The 15,592-nt window shown below is 64.0% G+C and carries 16 protein-coding genes; 10 read left to right on the top strand and 6 right to left on the bottom strand.

The features are described 5' to 3' along the window. The first annotated feature begins 65 nt into the window (after positions 1-65). Positions 66-1,235, top strand: a complete 1,170-nt coding sequence (locus MUG98_RS09070) for an SPFH domain-containing protein (RefSeq protein ID WP_265111811.1) — start codon at positions 66-68, stop codon at positions 1,233-1,235. Positions 1,236-1,304: 69 nt separating this feature from the next. On the opposite strand, the gene MUG98_RS09065 is transcribed toward MUG98_RS09070, so the two are convergent. Next, the gene (locus MUG98_RS09065) at positions 1,305-1,634 is read right to left on the bottom strand and encodes a cupin domain-containing protein (RefSeq protein ID WP_265111810.1); all 330 of its coding nucleotides are present in this window, start codon (positions 1,632-1,634) and stop codon (positions 1,305-1,307) included. Positions 1,635-1,804: 170 nt separating this feature from the next. On the opposite strand from MUG98_RS09065, the gene MUG98_RS09060 reads away from it, so the two are divergent. Beyond that, positions 1,805-2,218, top strand: a complete 414-nt coding sequence (locus tag MUG98_RS09060; protein WP_265111809.1) for a VOC family protein — start codon at positions 1,805-1,807, stop codon at positions 2,216-2,218. A 44-nt stretch (positions 2,219-2,262) separates the two neighbouring features. On the opposite strand, the gene MUG98_RS09055 is transcribed toward MUG98_RS09060, so the two are convergent. After that, entirely contained in the window at positions 2,263-2,922 is a 660-nt protein-coding gene (locus MUG98_RS09055) for a phosphate ABC transporter permease (RefSeq protein WP_265111808.1), read from the bottom strand. Positions 2,923-3,277: 355 nt separating this feature from the next. Between MUG98_RS09055 and MUG98_RS09050 the strand changes: the two genes are divergently transcribed. The 4 genes from MUG98_RS09050 to MUG98_RS09035 all read left to right on the top strand — a co-directional run bounded on the left by MUG98_RS09050 (position 3,278) and on the right by MUG98_RS09035 (position 7,358). Next, positions 3,278-3,505, top strand: coding sequence for a signal peptidase complex subunit 1 family protein (locus tag MUG98_RS09050; RefSeq protein ID WP_265111807.1), 228 nt, complete (start codon positions 3,278-3,280; stop codon positions 3,503-3,505). 315 nt (positions 3,506-3,820) lie between these two features. After that, positions 3,821-4,936, top strand: a complete 1,116-nt coding sequence (gene wecB, locus MUG98_RS09045; RefSeq protein ID WP_265111806.1) for a non-hydrolyzing UDP-N-acetylglucosamine 2-epimerase — start codon at positions 3,821-3,823, stop codon at positions 4,934-4,936. Between the two features lie 88 nt (positions 4,937-5,024). After that, the gene (locus MUG98_RS09040; protein WP_265111805.1) at positions 5,025-5,996 is read left to right on the top strand and encodes a phosphoadenosine phosphosulfate reductase family protein; all 972 of its coding nucleotides are present in this window, start codon (positions 5,025-5,027) and stop codon (positions 5,994-5,996) included. A 144-nt stretch (positions 5,997-6,140) separates the two neighbouring features. After that, complete coding sequence (locus MUG98_RS09035; RefSeq protein ID WP_265111804.1) at positions 6,141-7,358, top strand: AGE family epimerase/isomerase; 1,218 nt, start codon at positions 6,141-6,143, stop codon at positions 7,356-7,358. A gap of 556 nt (positions 7,359-7,914) precedes the next feature. On the opposite strand, the gene MUG98_RS09030 is transcribed toward MUG98_RS09035, so the two are convergent. Then, positions 7,915-8,562: a DUF4013 domain-containing protein gene (locus MUG98_RS09030; RefSeq protein ID WP_265111803.1), complete on the bottom strand. Its 648-nt coding sequence runs from the start codon at positions 8,560-8,562 to the stop codon at positions 7,915-7,917. Between the two features lie 290 nt (positions 8,563-8,852). Between MUG98_RS09030 and MUG98_RS09025 the strand changes: the two genes are divergently transcribed. From MUG98_RS09025 to MUG98_RS09010, 4 genes are all read left to right on the top strand, one after another. Then, on the top strand, positions 8,853-10,121 hold the full coding sequence (locus MUG98_RS09025) for an ABC transporter substrate-binding protein (protein ID WP_265111802.1): 1,269 nt from the start codon (positions 8,853-8,855) through the stop codon (positions 10,119-10,121). 21 nt (positions 10,122-10,142) lie between these two features. After that, a complete protein-coding gene (locus MUG98_RS09020; RefSeq protein ID WP_265111801.1) occupies positions 10,143-11,177 on the top strand; it encodes a carbohydrate ABC transporter permease in 1,035 nt (344 codons plus the stop codon). Positions 11,178-11,229: 52 nt separating this feature from the next. Further along, positions 11,230-12,144 carry a carbohydrate ABC transporter permease gene (locus MUG98_RS09015; protein WP_265111800.1) on the top strand — a complete coding sequence of 305 codons (915 nt, stop codon included), beginning with the start codon at positions 11,230-11,232 and terminating at the stop codon, positions 12,142-12,144. Between the two features lie 108 nt (positions 12,145-12,252). Further along, positions 12,253-13,398, top strand: coding sequence for an ABC transporter ATP-binding protein (locus MUG98_RS09010; protein WP_265111799.1), 1,146 nt, complete (start codon positions 12,253-12,255; stop codon positions 13,396-13,398). Positions 13,399-13,457: 59 nt separating this feature from the next. Here MUG98_RS09010 and MUG98_RS09005 read toward each other — a convergent pair whose 3' ends face one another. From MUG98_RS09005 to MUG98_RS08995, 3 genes are all read right to left on the bottom strand, one after another. Next, positions 13,458-13,649, bottom strand: a complete 192-nt coding sequence (locus MUG98_RS09005) for a DUF7333 family protein (RefSeq protein ID WP_265111798.1) — start codon at positions 13,647-13,649, stop codon at positions 13,458-13,460. A gap of 104 nt (positions 13,650-13,753) precedes the next feature. Continuing rightward, complete coding sequence (locus MUG98_RS09000) at positions 13,754-14,524, bottom strand: hypothetical protein (protein WP_265111797.1); 771 nt, start codon at positions 14,522-14,524, stop codon at positions 13,754-13,756. 71 nt (positions 14,525-14,595) lie between these two features. Next, positions 14,596-15,426, bottom strand: a complete 831-nt coding sequence (locus MUG98_RS08995; RefSeq protein ID WP_265111796.1) for an aldo/keto reductase — start codon at positions 15,424-15,426, stop codon at positions 14,596-14,598. Between the last annotated feature and the right edge of the window lie 166 nt (positions 15,427-15,592).

The raw sequence follows: 15,592 nt of genomic DNA, 5'->3' as shown, positions 1-15,592 counted from the left end.
GACGAGAACGGTGGCGTGGCGACGTTGGGCCAAGCGTTATTCCGCTTCGGACCGTCCGTTCAGTAATGCACCCGCTGATTTCGATCCCGCTGCAAGTCGGCGATCCAACACTGGCCGTCGGCGGACTCGTGCTGGTCGTCGCGATCATCACCGTCTGGTCGATGGTCGAGATCGTCGACGCGTACGACAGGGGCGCGCTCACGGTCTTCGGGGAGTACCGAAAGTTGCTCGAACCGGGACTCAACATCGTCCCGCCGTTCGTCTCGCGCGTCTATACGTTCGACATGCGAACCCAGACGATCGACGTCCCCTCTCAGGAGGCGATCACGCGGGACAACTCGCCCGTCACCGCGGACGCGGTCGTCTACATCAGGGTCATGAACGCCAAACGGGCGTTTCTCGAGGTCGACGACTACGAGCGCGCAGTGTCGAACCTCGCCCAGACGACCCTCCGTGCCGTGATCGGCGATATGGAACTCGACGATACCCTGAGCCGGCGCGAGATGATTAACGAGCGCATTCGGACGGAACTGGACGAGCCAACCGACGAGTGGGGAATCCGCGTCGAATCGGTCGAGGTCCGCGAGGTGACGCCGTCCCGGGACGTCAAGGGGGCGATGGAACAGCAGACCTCCGCGGAACGCCGACGCCGGGCGATGATCCTCGAGGCGCAGGGTGAACGCCGGAGCGCGATCGAGAAAGCCGAGGGCGACAAACAGTCGAACATCATTCGCGCACAGGGAGAGAAGCAAAGCGAAATCCTCGAAGCGCAGGGTGACGCGATTTCGACCGTCCTCAGGGCCCGATCGGCCGAGTCGATGGGCGAGCGGGCGGTGATCGACAAGGGGATGGACGCCCTGACCGAGATCGGTGGGAGCGAGTCGACGACGTTCGTCCTGCCCCAGGAACTGTCCTCGATGATCGGCCGCTACGGGAAACACCTCACCGGCAGCGACGTCCAGGAACGGGACGGCCAACTCGAGAGCCTCGAGTTCGACGAGGAGACCCGCGAACTGATCGGGCTCGACGACATCGCCGAGATCATCGGCGAGATCGAAGCGGAGTCGACCGTCGACGTCGAGGCGATGGAACAGGAGGCCCAGGCGATCAAGGAGGGCGACGTATCGCGCCAGCCCGACGAGATCGACAGCGTGTCGGAGACGTCGCCCGGTTCCCGGCCGGATCAGGAGACGGACGGTGGGGACGACGGGGACGACGGATCGGACCAGCGCTGAGGGACGGCCGAGGGACAGGAGACGACGTTTTTTCCGCGGGATTCGGTCAGGTCACCGCGCGGGCAGATCCTACGACGGCAACGGACACAGACTGGCGGTGAAGATCACCGTCCCGTCGGTCTCGTTCCGCGCGCCGTGGACGACCCCCCGTTCGTGGAGCACGACGCCGGGCGCAGCCACCTGGTCGCTGTCCCCGTCCTGCACCACGGTGACCGTTCCCTCGAGCACGTGGAAGACGTTCGTACTATCGGCGTGTTCGTGTGGATCGAGTTCGGCACCCGGACCGAGTGCGAACGCCTTCACGAGCACGTCGTCGGTGACGACCAGTTCGGCGGTCTCGACTGCGCCGTCGGCGGGATCGAGGTCCGCGACGACGTCGGGGTATCGATCGAGGGACATACGCGTTCAGTTCGACGGCCCGACTGATATACTGTCGGCTCTCTCCGATCGGGTTAGGCGCGGACGAAACCGAGACGAGTGTCGAATATCGAACTGGATACGGGAGTCACGACGATCGCAGAGTCCACGCTCGACCGTACGTTTTTGAAACGAGAATTTCAATCACGAGTATGGAACCGGATCACGCGGACCCCGAGCGGGCCGGCCAGCTTCACCACGTCGAACTGTACGCCTCCGATCTCGCTGCGTCGGTCGATTTCTGGAACTGGTTGCTCGGCGAACTCGGGTACGAACGCAAAAACGAGTGGGACGGCGGTCGGTCGTGGCGCAACGGGCCGACGTACGTCGTCCTCGTACGGGCCGACGACCCCGACGCCGCCTACGATCGACGAACCGCCGGACTGAATCACCTCGCGTTCCACGCTGGCTCCCGTGAGCAGGTCGACGAACTCACCGCAGGGATCCGCGAACGCGAAGACGCGAGCGTCCTCTACGAGGATCGCCACCCCTTCGCCGGCGGGTACTACGCGCTGTACTGCGAAAGTCCCGAGGGGATGAAGGTCGAAGTCGTCGGCCCGGAGTGAGAAGATCGGGTATCCTGGGGGACGGTCCGGGGACCGAAACTCGACTACGTCGGTTCGGACTCGTCCCGCCGTCGGCCGGGCAGCGCCTTGAATCCGGGTAACAGCCGGGCGATCCGCGTCACGTAGCCGAACTTGAACAGGCCGACCTGCGAGAGGATCCCCAGCGTGACGAGCGCCAGAAACAGCGGCGAGGTGACGTCGAACAACAGGGGATCGGGATGTAGTGCCTCCTGCGCGGCGGCGAACTGGTCGATGGTGAGCGATCGGGAGGCGAAGGCGGCCCCGACGAACGCCGTGATGGCTCCCAGCATCCACTTCGTCAGGAACATCCCGAGGACGGCCGCGGCGACGCCGATCGCGATCGCGGCCCCCCACTCGAGGTACCACTGACCGTCGACGAGGAGCGGAGCCAGCGCGGTCGCCCCGACGAAGGTGCCGACGACGAAACTCAACACGGCTACCGCGACCGAGAGGAGGAGGTAGCCGGCGAGACTGCCGGCGATGGCCCCGATGACGACCGGGACGACGAGAGCAGCGATTCCATCGACGCCAGCGGCGGCGGCGATGGTCGGTCCGACGAGATATCCGCCACAGCCACCGAGAACGGTCCCGAGGAGTACGACGCCGTACACCGAGAGCGCGGCACCGGCGAACAGGAGGACGGTGCCGCCGAGTACGAGTCCGAAACTTGTGAGATCGATCATGGTCTCGAAGTAGGTATCAGATCCCCATAAATAATTGGATCGATGACTGTCACGTTTCCGAAACGGTTTCTCGGATCATCACTCGCCAGCGGACGGCGACCCCTTCGAAGAGTACCTGAGCCGGCCGTTCCATCGGAGTCGGCGGACCACCGATCGTTTTGTCAATACAGAGAGAACGGTCGTCTCGCTGGCAACCGAAACCGAGACGGAGACGGAAACGGAGAACGCGGAGACGAGCACTGTCGACGTCCTCCGATACGAATCGACCGACGACCGACAGTACCGGACGGTCCCGGCCGGAAAGGGACAACCACTCGTCGACGCCCACGTCGAAGAGGTGCGGAAACGACAATTGATGCGACGACTTCTGGCCGTCGGCCTCGTGGCCTTCGTCGCCGGATACGGCGTCCTCGCCGATCGCCTCGTCCTCGGTACCCTCGGAGCCGGTGCGATCCTCGTCCTGTTTGCTGTCGCCGATCCGGGCGAGGAGGAGTTGGTGTCGATCCTCGTCGACCGAAACCGGCCGCGGGATCGGGCCGAGCGGCTGTACGACGTCGAAACGCACGCCGAAACCCTCACGTAATCGGACCGAACGGCGAATACGGTGGCCAGAATCGATAGGCTCCCGACCCGCGAGCCGCCGGCCGGGACGGTCAGTTCCCCGCTACTCACGATTACTGGACTACTAACAATACTGAGTGTACCCGAAGGGAGGGCCACGAGGTGTTCCAATGAAACATCGCTTCTCCGCTCCGCGATCGGCCCACGATCACGGTGATACTCGCACTGTCGCCCCGGACGGGATCGTGGCAGGTCACGGACGGACACGACCCTCCATCGGGGCTAGCGCGGGGGCGAACCACGACTGCGATACCCCCTCCATCGAGGAGGTGCAGTAATGCAGGTCTGTTCGATCGTCGGTGCGCGCCCGCAGTTCGTCAAGGCTGCAGTCGTCTCGCGGAAACTCCGAACGATCGGGGAGGAGATACTCGTCCACACCGGCCAGCACTACGACGAAGAGCTGTCGGACGTCTTCTTCGAGGAACTCGCCATTCCGGAACCGGACTACAATCTCGGCGTGCGATCGGGTCCACACGGGGAACAGACGGCGAACATGATCGCGGCGCTCGAGCCCGTCATCGAGGACCACGATCCCGACGTCCTGTTGCTGTACGGCGACACGAACTCGACCCTCGCGGGGGCGATCGTCGGGTCGAAGTGCGACGTCACCGTGGCCCACGTCGAGGCCGGGCTTCGAAGCGACAACCGGGACATGCCCGAAGAGATCAACCGAATCCTCACCGATCACGCCGCCGATTGCTGTTTCGCACCGAGCAAACGCGCCGTCGAGAACCTCGCCGCCGAGGGAATCACGAAGAACGTCTACTGGACCGGCGACGTGATGTATGACGCGATCCTCGAGGCCCGAGATCGGTCGATCGAGGGGTCGACCATCCTCGAGGACCTCGGACTCGACGCGGGCGAGTTCGTCCTCGCGACCGTTCACCGCGAGAGCAACACCGACGTTCGGTCGAACCTCGCGGCGATCCTCGACGGCCTCGCCGACGCGCCTCGCCCCGTGGTTTTTCCCGCGCACCCGCGAACGGTGGACCGTCTCGAGGAGTACGGCCTCCGGGACCACGCCACGCGGGAGTTCAAACTGATCGAGCCGCTCGGCTACCTCGATTTCGTCCGGCTGCTGGACGCGGCCGAACGCGTCGCGACGGATTCCGGCGGCGTCCAGAAGGAAGCGTTCTTCGTCGAGACGCCCTGTATCACCCTCCGGAACGAAACCGAGTGGACCGAGACGGTCGACAGTGGCTGGAACGTTCTCGTGGGTCCGGATACCGATCGAATCCGCGCGGCGCTGCGGGCCGATCGTGATCCCGAATCGAACGTCCAGCCCTACGGCGACGGGCTTGCCAGCCCTCGCATCGTCAGCGCGCTCGCACAGCAACTCGACGACGTCGATCAGGAGACGGACGTCGAACCGGAACTGTCTCCGGTGACGTGATAGTCCGGCTGGACCGATCCGGGCTCCCGTCAGAGGTTTCCGCTCCCAAAAACGGTTTAACCGAGGTAATTATATCTAATTACACCCCATGACAGAGAACTTCCCCGAGTACGTCGACGTCGACTACGACGATGGCGACGGTGAGGACCCCGAAGAGTATCCACACATTCAGGACAAGATCGAGAAGGCGATCGAGGTCACGCGCGAGGGCCTCGAGTCCTACGAGAACCCGGCGGTCATGTGGACCGGCGGCAAGGACTCGACGCTGACCCTCTACTTCATCAAGGAGGTCGCCGACCGCTTCGACCTCGAGGTTCCCCCGGCGGTGTTCATCGACCACTACCAGCACTTCGACGAGATCCACGACTTCGTCGACCGCTGGGCCGACGAGTGGGACCTGGAGGTCATCTACGCGCGCAACGAGGACGTCGGCGAGTACGTCGACGAACACGACCTCGAACCGGGCGACGACATCGAGATTTCCGAACTCTCCGAGCACAATCAGCACCACGTCCGGAACATCCTCGAGTACGAGGAGGACACGTTCCCGTTCCTGCTGGACACCTACGTCGGCAACCACCTGCTGAAGACGGTCGCGCTCAACGACGCGCTCGAGGAGTACCACATCGACGGCGTCATCTCCGGCGTCCGCTGGGACGAGCAGGAGGCCCGCGCCGATGAGACGTTCTTCTCGCCGCGCCACGATCCGGACATCTACCCGCCCCACGACCGCATCCAGCCCATCCTGCAGTTCGACGAGGCGGCCGTCTGGGAGGCGTTCTGGAACTTCGTGGTTCCGGACACCGTCGACGAGTTCCCCGAGGAGGGCTACGTCCCCGAGGCCGACGACGACCTCCCGGAGGGCGTCGAGCAGAACGACGTCCCGATCTCACCGAAGTACTTCGCCGGCTTCCGATCGCTCGGCAGCGAAGTCAGTACCGAGAAGAGCGACCAGGAACCCGCCTGGCTACAGGACCTCGAGGGGACCACCGAGCGCGCGGGCCGCGCCCAGGACAAGGAGGACCTGATGGAGCGTCTGCGCGACCTCGGCTACATGTAGCGCGGGACTCGAGAGCGATCGATCGTCCTTCCGTATCGGTTTTCGTTCCGAATCGTCCCCGTAGCTCCCGCCAACGAATCGCTCGATCCGACGGAATTGCGTCCCGAATCACTATATCGATGCGAGTGAACGACCGAAGTATCCGTGACCATCTATCGAACCAGGGACGGTCTCCGTCACCAGTTCAGGGACGTACTGAACTTCTACTATCCGGACTGTCTCGATACCGCGATCGGCGGCTACGTCGCACAGCTCGACGAACGGGACGGCCACGTCTACGACGCGCGGACCAGACACCTCGTCGCGACGGCCCGGGGAGTCCACAACTTCAGCCTCGGCGTCCTCGCCGACGGGCCGGACTGGTGTCGGTTCGCCGCCGAGCACGGCCTGGGATTCCTCTCGACGGTTCACTGGGACGACCGGCAGGAGGGATACGACTGGCTCCTCGACGGTCGGACCGCGACCGATCGGACGCGGTACTGCTACGGTCACGCCTTCGTCCTCCTCGCAGGCGCGCGAGCACACCAGGCCGATATCCCCGGTGCTCGAGCGGAACTCGAGCGGGCGTTCGACGTTCTCGAAGCGCAGTTCTGGGAGCCCGAGCACGAACTGTACGCCGATCGGGCCACGCCGGACTGGGGGACGGTCTCGTCGTACCGCGGCCAGAACGCGAACATGCACGCCTGCGAGGCGTTACTCGCGGCCTACGAGGCCACTGGTGAGACGCGGTACCTCGACCGCGCCTACACCGTCGCCGATCGGTTTACCCGCGAGATCACGAGTGCGACCGACGGCCTGCTGTGGGAACACTACACCGAGGAGTGGGGTCCCGATCTCTCGTACAACGAGGACAGTCCTCGACACCAGTTTCGGCCCCCGGGGTACCAGCCGGGCCACCACGCCGAGTGGGCGAAACTGCTCGCGCTGCTCGCCGATCACCGATCGGAGGGGTGGCTCCGCGAGCGGGCCCGCGAACTCTTCGACGCCGCGGTCGACCTCGGCTGGGACGACGAGTACGGCGGTCTCTACTACACGGTCGACGCCGACGGCCAGCCGATCGTCCCCGACAAGTACGGCTGGGTTCACACGGAGGCCATCGGGGCGAGCGCGCTGTTGAGTCGGGACGACGACGAGTACGTCGACTGGTACGATCGACTCTGGGAGTACTCGCGGGCCCACCTGATCAACCCTCGCTACGGAAACTGGTACGAACGACTGGGCCGGGACCACGATCGGGACGGCCCAAACCACGGGCCGGAGGTGGAACCCGGCTATCACCCGCTGACGAACTGCTGGCTCGCGTTACGGGCACTCGAGGCCGAACCCGATCTGTTCGAGGCCGATCAGGAGCGGCCCAACTGAACGGCTCTGTCGAAAACGGATCCCGCAGTCATCGTTCGGCGTGAAACAGCGTCACTACCGGTGCGTATTGACCGGCGAGAGCCCCATCACTTGTAGGGAATTACCGGAATTCAAGGAGAAAGCCCCGTGCGTTAGCGCGGGGATGAATCTGACAACAGGGACGCCAACCACGATAAGTAAGTAGTCCGACAGCATATCGTGAGGCAAGCACATCTGACGAAAACTGGAGTTGGCTTGGGGTCTCCGTTAACAAAAAGCAACCCTGCGTCGGATGGCTACTCGGCCTTCGGGCCGAGTCGGGTCGATGACACGGCCTGTGAGATGCAAGCGGATACCCAAGCACACACGCCTCTTTCGAGGCCCGACGCACTACTCACAAACCACAGCCGAGGTCCCAGTGGTCTCGGTCAGGGTGCCTTCGAGGACGCAGGAACAGCTTGCTGTCCCACGAAGGAATCCTCGCGCTTCAGCGCGGGGAGGATGTCAAGGGAGATCTGATTGAGTCGATTCACACGCGGATCGCACAATCCCGGTACGATCGGGTGTGCAGTGACGGTTAGTGGCGACGATAGTCGGCTGCCTCTGCGTATCCACGTGCGATCCGACGACTCGAAGCGAGGACGGCGTACGCGCCGACGAGCGATCCGGCGACGGTATAAAGTCCGCCCAGATCGGCGAACGCACTCGAGACGGCGAGACCGGCGAGAAACAGCACGATGCCGGAAGCCCAGCCGACGAAGTAGGCGGCGTGGCTCGCGACCCCGACGAGACCGGAAACGCCAGCTCGAAGCGAACCCGCTCGGGCGTAGTTTGCGAGTGCGATCGGCAGGACGTACGCGTAGCCCGCGAGGACGACCAGAATCGTCGTCGAACCGGCGAGAACGAAGATCGCGTTGGCGTCCGTGGGTGGCTGGTCTGCCCCGGTAAGCAGCCGAACGGTTACGAGAGCGGTCCCGATCGGCACGATGCCGTAGCCGACCGCCAGCAGAGTCGCACCGAGACTTCGCGTGACCAGCGCCCGCTCGAGAAACGGCGGCGGGTCGCCGACGTGGCCCCGCGAAAGGACCGTCGTGGCGTACCCGACGAGCGGAACGAGCGCGATCACGGGGAGAGCGATCGCGTGGACGAAGACGCAGAGCCACGCCGAGAGCAGCGCCTTCTCCCCGTGATCGCCCCGAATCGGATACGCCAGTGCCTCCCGCATACGGTTGCGTCCACACGCCGCTGTCTTACCCCTTGCGCGATTGATCGGCCATTCGGGGAGCGGGACGCCCCGGGGAGCGGCATCCGAGTGACGAAACCGGCTGCAACTCGAGAGTTGCTCAGGTACTCGTGGAGTCACCGGGTTCGGCTGACCCGCCCGTCTCGAGCCAGGCTATCGAATCGGATCCGACAGTCAGGCTCGAAATAGTGTAATTTCTAATACTACTCGAACGTGAGTGAATAGCATACTATTATGTAATATCGCTTCTTAGGTCGCTGTAGTTTCGGTCAATGACTGAGGACAACACGATAACGCGACGACGATACCTTCAAGCAAGCGGTGCGATCGGTGCAGTGACCCTTGCCGGCTGTGCAGAGGACGAGACAGCCGACGGCGGCGAACTCGAGATCGTTCACTGGTGGACCGCCGGAGGGGAAGAAGAGGCGCTCAACGCGTTGCTCGATGGCTTCCAGGAGGAACATTCGGACGTCGAGATCAACAACAATCCGGCTCCCGGTGGGGCCGGCGCCGCGATCGACGCCGAGATCCAGACCCGCGTCCTCGATCAGGACCCGCCGAGTACGTTCCAGATCTGGCCAGGCGAGGCACTCCGGCCGTATACCGACGCCGACGCGCTGGAACCCGTCGACGACCTGTGGGAGGACGAGGCACACGACGCCTATCTCGACGGCGTCGTCGATGCGGCCAGCCCCGAGGGGGACATCGTCTCGGTGCCGATCAACATCCACCGACTGAACAACGTGTTCTACAACGTCGAGGTTCTCGACGACGCGGGGATCGACGTCGACGCGATCGAATCACCCGGGGACCTCCTCGACGCGTTCGAGACCGCCGACGAAGCCGGCTACGTCGGCCTCGCCCAGCAGACCCAGCAACCGTGGGGAACGCTCCAGCTCTGGGAGGTCGTCTTCACCGGCCAGCACGGCGTCGACGCCTTCCAGCAATTCCTCGACGGCGAGGCGGCAGATCTCGAAGACGAGATCAACGAGTCGCTGTCGCTCGTCGCGGACTACAGCGAGTACTTCAACGAAGACGCCGGCACGGTCGCGTGGGACGAAGCTAACGCGGACGTGATTACGGGTGACGCGGCGTTCCACCACAACGGTGACTGGGCCGCCGGCGAGTACCAGGGCGCCGACGACTTCGAGTACGGTGAGCAGTGGGACTACGCCCCGTTCCCCGGAACCGAGGGCGTCTACACGCTGGTGATGGACTCGTTCGTCATGCCGACGAACAACCCCTCGCCCGACGCGACCGAGGCCTTCATCAGTTACTGTTCGACGATCGACGCCCAGGAACGGTTCAACCCCCGCAAGGGATCGATTCCGCCGCGAACCGACGTGCCGACCGACGAATTCCCGCCGTTCCTGCAGACCCAGATGGACGACTTCAAAGGGTCCGACACCCAGATCACGTCGATCGCTCACGGCAGCGGTCTCAAGCCCGACCTGGCCAGCCAGGTCGAGGAGGCGTTCGCCGTGTTCACGGACAACTGGAATCCCGACGAGACGACCCAGGAACTTGTCGAAATCTTCTAACGTATCTCGAACCGGTATTTCATGGGCTTTGATATACGACGAGTACTCGATCGTCTCCGTCGATCACTCCGCCGGAGGCGCGACGACGCGTCGGGCGAGCACGTGAGCGGGTCCGATCAGCGAGATGTCCGAACCGACGGAGGACCGACAACCGAAGACGGCAGCCGACTCGCGCAACTGCGCCACAGCGACGCCGTCGAGGCGCTCCCGTTCTGGCTCCCGCCGGCGATCCTGATGGGGTGGTTCGTCTACGGCGCGATCGGCTGGAACCTGCTCATCTCGTTGACCGACTGGAGCGGCCTCCAGCAACCGGAGTACACCGACCTGTCGCTCGAGATGTACGCGCAGATGCCGTCGGATCCGTCGTTCATCGCTGCATTTCGCAACACGGTAATCCTGCTCGTCGCGTTCACCGTCGTCTCGCTCGCTATCGGCCTCGTGCTCGCGATCCTCGTCGACCAGAACATCCGCTTCGAGAACACGTTCCGGACGATCTACCTGTTGCCGATGGCGCTGTCGTTCGTCGTCACGGCCATCTTCTGGTCGTGGATGTACAACCCGAGCACCGGGATCATAAACGTCGTGCTTCGGTGGCTCAGGTTGGACTTCCTCGCGATGAACTGGATCGGCGACCCCCGGACGAGGCTCGCGGCGATCATCTTCGCGCTCACCTGGCAGTTCAGCGGCTACGCGATGGTCGTCTACCTGGCCGGGTTACGCGCGATTCCGGACGCTCACTACGAGGCGGCGAAAGTCGACGGAGCGAGCACGATCCGCATGTACTGGCGCGTGATCGTGCCACAGCTCAGCGCGTCGACGACGTCCGCGGCGGTCGTGTTGATGGTGTTCGCGCTGAAGGCGTTCGACTTCATCTTCGTAATGTTCGGCGACAACCCCGGTCGGTCCGCGGACATCCTCGCGGTGATGATGTTCCGCGTGGCGTTCTCGCGGACCCAGTGGGCTTACGGTGCGGCAGTGGCGACCGTCCTCTTCCTGATGGCGCTCGCGGTCGTCGGCCCGTACCTGTACGTGCAGTACAAGCGAGGTGATCTCTGATGGGATTCCTGACTCGACCGAGCGGCATCGAACGGCGCCGAGGTGACGGCGCGTGACGGCGGCCGAGCGGACAGAACCGGAGACGCCCGGCGATCGGCTCGCGGAATCAGCCGAGACGGTCGACATGCAGCGGGTGGCACTCTATGTCGCCCTGCTCGGGTTGATCGGGTTCTACCTCTCACCGCTGTGGGGCGGGCTGACGACGGCGTTCAAGAACCGGGCGGGCTTCCTTCGGACGACGCCACTCGAACCGCCAAAGCCGGAGTGGTTCACCGTCGAACCGTGGGAACTGGCGTTTGCAACCCTGCAGGGCGGATTGCTGAACAGCGTCGTGTTCGTCATCCCGGCGACGCTCCTGTCGGCGATTCTCGGCAGTTTCGCCGCCTACGGCCTGACGAAGCTGTCCTGGCGGGGACAGGTCGGAATCCTCGTGATTTTCCTCGCGGGCGTGTTCCTGCCGTACCAGTCGGTGCTGGTGCCGCTGCGACAGTTCTGGTCGATGGTCGACCTCGCGTCACTGCTCGCGTTCGCCCCGTTCCTCGCGAACCGGGCGGACCTGATCGAACTGACGATCACCCACACCGCCTACGGCATCCCCATCTGTACGGTCCTCTTCCGATCGTACTACAAGACGATGGACGACGCGATGATCGAGGCGGCCAAGATCGACGGCGCAAGTGCCGTCGGCATCTACAAACGGATCGTCCTCCCGCTGTCGATGCCGATGTTCGCGGTGACGCTGATCTACCAGTTCACCCAGATCTGGAACGATCTGCTGTTCGCGCTGGTGCTCGTCACCGCGCGATCGAACTACGTCGTCACGCAGTCACTGAACGAACTCCAGGGATCGATGGCACAGCAGTACAACATCCAGATGGCAGGCGCGTTCATCGCCGCGCTACCGACGATCCTCATATACGTCGTCTTCGGACGGCAGTTCGCGAAAGGGATCACCGGGGCATCATGAACAGGACCATGACGATCGAACCCACGACTGTGAACACGGACGCGATCACGAACGGCACGGACGAACCGATGACTACGTACGCAACCACGACCAGGACGGTGTCAACCGATGGCTGAACTCACGCTCGAGAGCGTCACGAAACGGTTCGACGACGGTGGCGACGAGATCGTCGCCGTGGAGGACGTATCGATCGACATCGAGGACAGCGAGTTCCTCGTGCTGGTCGGCCCGTCCGGCTGTGGAAAGTCGACGACCCTCAGGATGATCGCCGGCCTCGAAACGGTTACCGAGGGGACGATCTCGATCGAGGACGAGGTCGTCAACGACCAGCCGGCCCAGCAACGGGACATCGCGATGGTGTTCCAGAGTTACGCGCTGTATCCGCACATGACCGTCCGCGAAAACATGCGATTCGGCCTCGAGGAGTCGACCGACCTCCGGGACGAGGTCATCGACGAGCGCGTCACGGAAACCGCGACGTTGCTCGAGATCGACGACCTCCTCGACCGCAAACCGAGCGAACTCTCCGGCGGGCAACAACAGCGCGTCGCGCTCGGACGGGCGATCGTTCGCGATCCGTCGGTGTTCCTCATGGACGAACCGCTCTCGAACCTCGACGCGAAGCTCCGATCGGGGATGCGGATGGAACTCCAGCGGCTGCAGGACGACCTCGGGGTCACGACGGTCTACGTCACCCACGATCAGACCGAGGCGATGACGATGGGCGATCGAATCGCGATTCTCGACGACGGCCAGTTACAACAGGTCGCGACGCCGCTCGAGTGTTACCACCGGCCGAAGAACCTGTTCGTCGCCGGCTTCATCGGCGAGCCATCGATGAACTTCTTCGACGTGACCCTCGAAGACGATCGGCTCGTCGGGAACGGGTTCGAGTATCCGCTGTCGGCGTCGATCCGGGACGAACTCGGGGACCATCGCGAACTGGTTCTCGGGATCCGACCGGAGGATGTCGAAATCCGCGACGCCCGCGAGACCGACCACGACTTCCCCGTCCACGTGACCGTCGTCGAACCGATGGGGAACGAGAACAACCTCCTCGTCGGGTTCGACGCCGAGGGGAACGACGCGAGGTTCAACGTGACTGTCGAGGGAATGAGACGAATCGAACGGGACTCACACTACGTCGCGCGCGTCCCCGAATCCGCGATCCACGTCTTCGATCGACAGACGGGGGTGGCGCTTCACAACCGCGAAATCGACGAGGAAGCCGAGTTGCTCGAGTCCCACATCTAACTCCTGGCGCCGCCGGTCCATCGACGGCTGTTCGTCGCACGGCAGTATCGGAGGCCCGCTCAGTGCAGCGCGCGGTACTCGCCGTGCTTGACACCGATGACCAGCATGATCAACCCGAACGCGATCATCGACGGTGCGACCATCGTCAGCACGGTCTCCATACTCATCACGGGTGCGGCGAGCAAGCCGCCGATCCCGAGGCCGATCACGACGATGAACGCGATCGCAGTCTTCGGAAGGTCGAATTCCATGCGTGTCCGTTGGGATGCGGGTACCTAATGGTCCCGGGAATCGGCAGTCCGCTCGCGTCGGGCGATCGAACGCGAAAATTCGGCGGCTGCCCGCCGTGGATCGCTTATTCGGACGGGCGAGCCAGGTTCGCCAGCGCGACGACGCTCCCGAGGAACCAGCCCAGCGGGATCGAGATGCCGAGCCACATTCCCGCGTAGGCGGCGCCCTCGAGCTGGAAATTCGCCCGGAGGTACCCGTTTATGTTACCGACGAACAGGACGTTGTCGAGCACCCAGACGGCGAACTCGTAGCTGGGATCGAGGACGTAGGGATGCAGCGACGGCGTCACGAGGGCGGCGACGACCGGCGGGAGAAATAGCGCCGTCATCGCGAATGGGTACGCGAGGGCGACCGTCACGCCACGACCGCCGACCTTCGAGAACGTCGCGGCGATCGCCGTCGAAACCGTCGCGACGACGCTCGCCGCCGCAACTGCGAGAACCGCGTCCAGGGGGATGTCGACCTGTTCCATGTACGACATCGCACCCCAGGCGATCGTCAGCAGTCCCCAGCCGAGCAGCGCGACGCCCGTGACGCCGACGATGCCCAGTCTGGTCCTGGTCGAGTCGAGTTTCGCCGCGTAGTAGCGGGTCGCGAGTCCGATGACGGTGAGCGGGTAGAGAAGCACCAGGCCGATCTTCCCGAGCGCGCTCCAACCGTGATAGCCGACTTTCTGCGGGACCGTCTCGGGCTTCCACTTCCCCATGACGGAGTGGCCGCGGCCACGCTGGCGTGGAAAGACGAGTTCCATCCAGGCACCGTGTAACCGCTGGAGGTCGGCCCTGATCGCGCCGACCATGCCACCACCGCCACCGCGTCGTGAACGGGTGGACATACGCGAGCCAAAAAGCCGATGTACCGTAAACGTTCCTGATTTTTCTTCCCGAGCGATAGGTTACGGGGCCGTCAGTTCCACGGCGCGAAGCCCGGATCGACCTCGCGATTCGTCTCCTCGATCGCGTCGATCGCGTCGATATCCGCTTCATCTAGCTCGACGGCGAGTGACTCCCAGTTGTCACGAATGTGTGCCTCGCCGGTCGCCTTCGGGATCGCGGTGACGCCCTTCTCGCGGAGCCAGGCGAGACTGACCTGCGCCTCGCTGGCGTCGTGTTTGTCGGCGATCGCCTGAATCTCCGGCCGGTCGAAGACCGCGCCGCGGGCGAGCGGAGAGTAGGCGACGACCTCGACGTCGTGACGCTCGCAGGCCTCCCGGAGATCGGGCTGGGGAAGCATCGGGTGGAGTTCGACCTGGTTCGCCAGAATCGGTGCGTCACAGACGTCGATCGCCTCTTCGAGTTGCTCGGGCAGGAAGTTACTGACCCCGACGTTCCGGATCAGCCCCTCGTCGTACAGTTTCGAGAAGGCCGAGAGGGTTTCTTCGGGCTCGTACGTCCGGGCGGGCCAGTGGACGTACAGCAGGTCGAAGTAGTCGACGCCGAGCCGATCGAGGCTCTCCCGAGCCGTCTCGAGGACGTCGTCGTGCGCGAGGTTCGAGATCCAGATTTTCGTGGCGAGGAAGACGTCCTCCCGATCGACGTCGGCCCGTGCGAGGCCCGCACCGACCTCGGCCTCGTTCTCGTAGGCCTGTGCGGTGTCGACGTGTCGATACCCCATCTCGAGGGCCGTCCGGACGCTCTCGGCGCACTCGTCGGGGTCGGTGTTTTGCCACGTGCCGAGACCGAGCATCGGAATTCCGTTCGCGGTTGGACAGGTCGCCGGAGAAATCTCTTGGCTCATGTCCAGAGGGTGGGCCACGACGCGAAAAGGGGTTGCGAAAGCGGAAGCTGACGGTGGCCGGTTCCCGGACCGGGAACCGGACGACTCGTCCGGACTGCCAGAGCGATTCTCCGATCGATCGCGGTTCCATCCCGCGATCGGCGGTGCAGTGACTTTCAGCCGATCG

This window comes from Halosolutus halophilus, from assembly GCF_022869805.1.
Lineage (GTDB): Archaea > Halobacteriota > Halobacteria > Halobacteriales > Natrialbaceae > Halosolutus > Halosolutus halophilus.
The sequence above is the reverse complement of the archived record's forward strand: the minus strand, read 5'-3'. Positions and strand labels throughout refer to the sequence as shown.

Bases quoted from the DNA above. Each gene is read 5' to 3' on its own strand.
- MUG98_RS09070 (WP_265111811.1), top strand. From the start codon at position 66: ATGCACCCGCTGATTTCGATCCCGCTGCAAGTCGGCGATCCAACACTG.
- MUG98_RS09065 (WP_265111810.1), bottom strand. From the start codon at position 1,634: ATGTCCCTCGATCGATACCCCGACGTCGTCGCGGACCTCGATCCCGCC.
- MUG98_RS09060 (WP_265111809.1), top strand. From the start codon at position 1,805: ATGGAACCGGATCACGCGGACCCCGAGCGGGCCGGCCAGCTTCACCAC.
- MUG98_RS09055 (WP_265111808.1), bottom strand. From the start codon at position 2,922: ATGATCGATCTCACAAGTTTCGGACTCGTACTCGGCGGCACCGTCCTC.
- MUG98_RS09050 (WP_265111807.1), top strand. From the start codon at position 3,278: ATGCGACGACTTCTGGCCGTCGGCCTCGTGGCCTTCGTCGCCGGATAC.
- wecB (WP_265111806.1), top strand. From the start codon at position 3,821: ATGCAGGTCTGTTCGATCGTCGGTGCGCGCCCGCAGTTCGTCAAGGCT.
- MUG98_RS09040 (WP_265111805.1), top strand. From the start codon at position 5,025: ATGACAGAGAACTTCCCCGAGTACGTCGACGTCGACTACGACGATGGC.
- MUG98_RS09030 (WP_265111803.1), bottom strand. From the start codon at position 8,562: ATGCGGGAGGCACTGGCGTATCCGATTCGGGGCGATCACGGGGAGAAG.
- MUG98_RS09025 (WP_265111802.1), top strand. From the start codon at position 8,853: ATGACTGAGGACAACACGATAACGCGACGACGATACCTTCAAGCAAGC.
- MUG98_RS09020 (WP_265111801.1), top strand. From the start codon at position 10,143: ATGGGCTTTGATATACGACGAGTACTCGATCGTCTCCGTCGATCACTC.
- MUG98_RS09010 (WP_265111799.1), top strand. From the start codon at position 12,253: ATGGCTGAACTCACGCTCGAGAGCGTCACGAAACGGTTCGACGACGGT.
- MUG98_RS09005 (WP_265111798.1), bottom strand. From the start codon at position 13,649: ATGGAATTCGACCTTCCGAAGACTGCGATCGCGTTCATCGTCGTGATC.
- MUG98_RS09000 (WP_265111797.1), bottom strand. From the start codon at position 14,524: ATGTCCACCCGTTCACGACGCGGTGGCGGTGGTGGCATGGTCGGCGCG.
- MUG98_RS08995 (WP_265111796.1), bottom strand. From the start codon at position 15,426: ATGAGCCAAGAGATTTCTCCGGCGACCTGTCCAACCGCGAACGGAATT.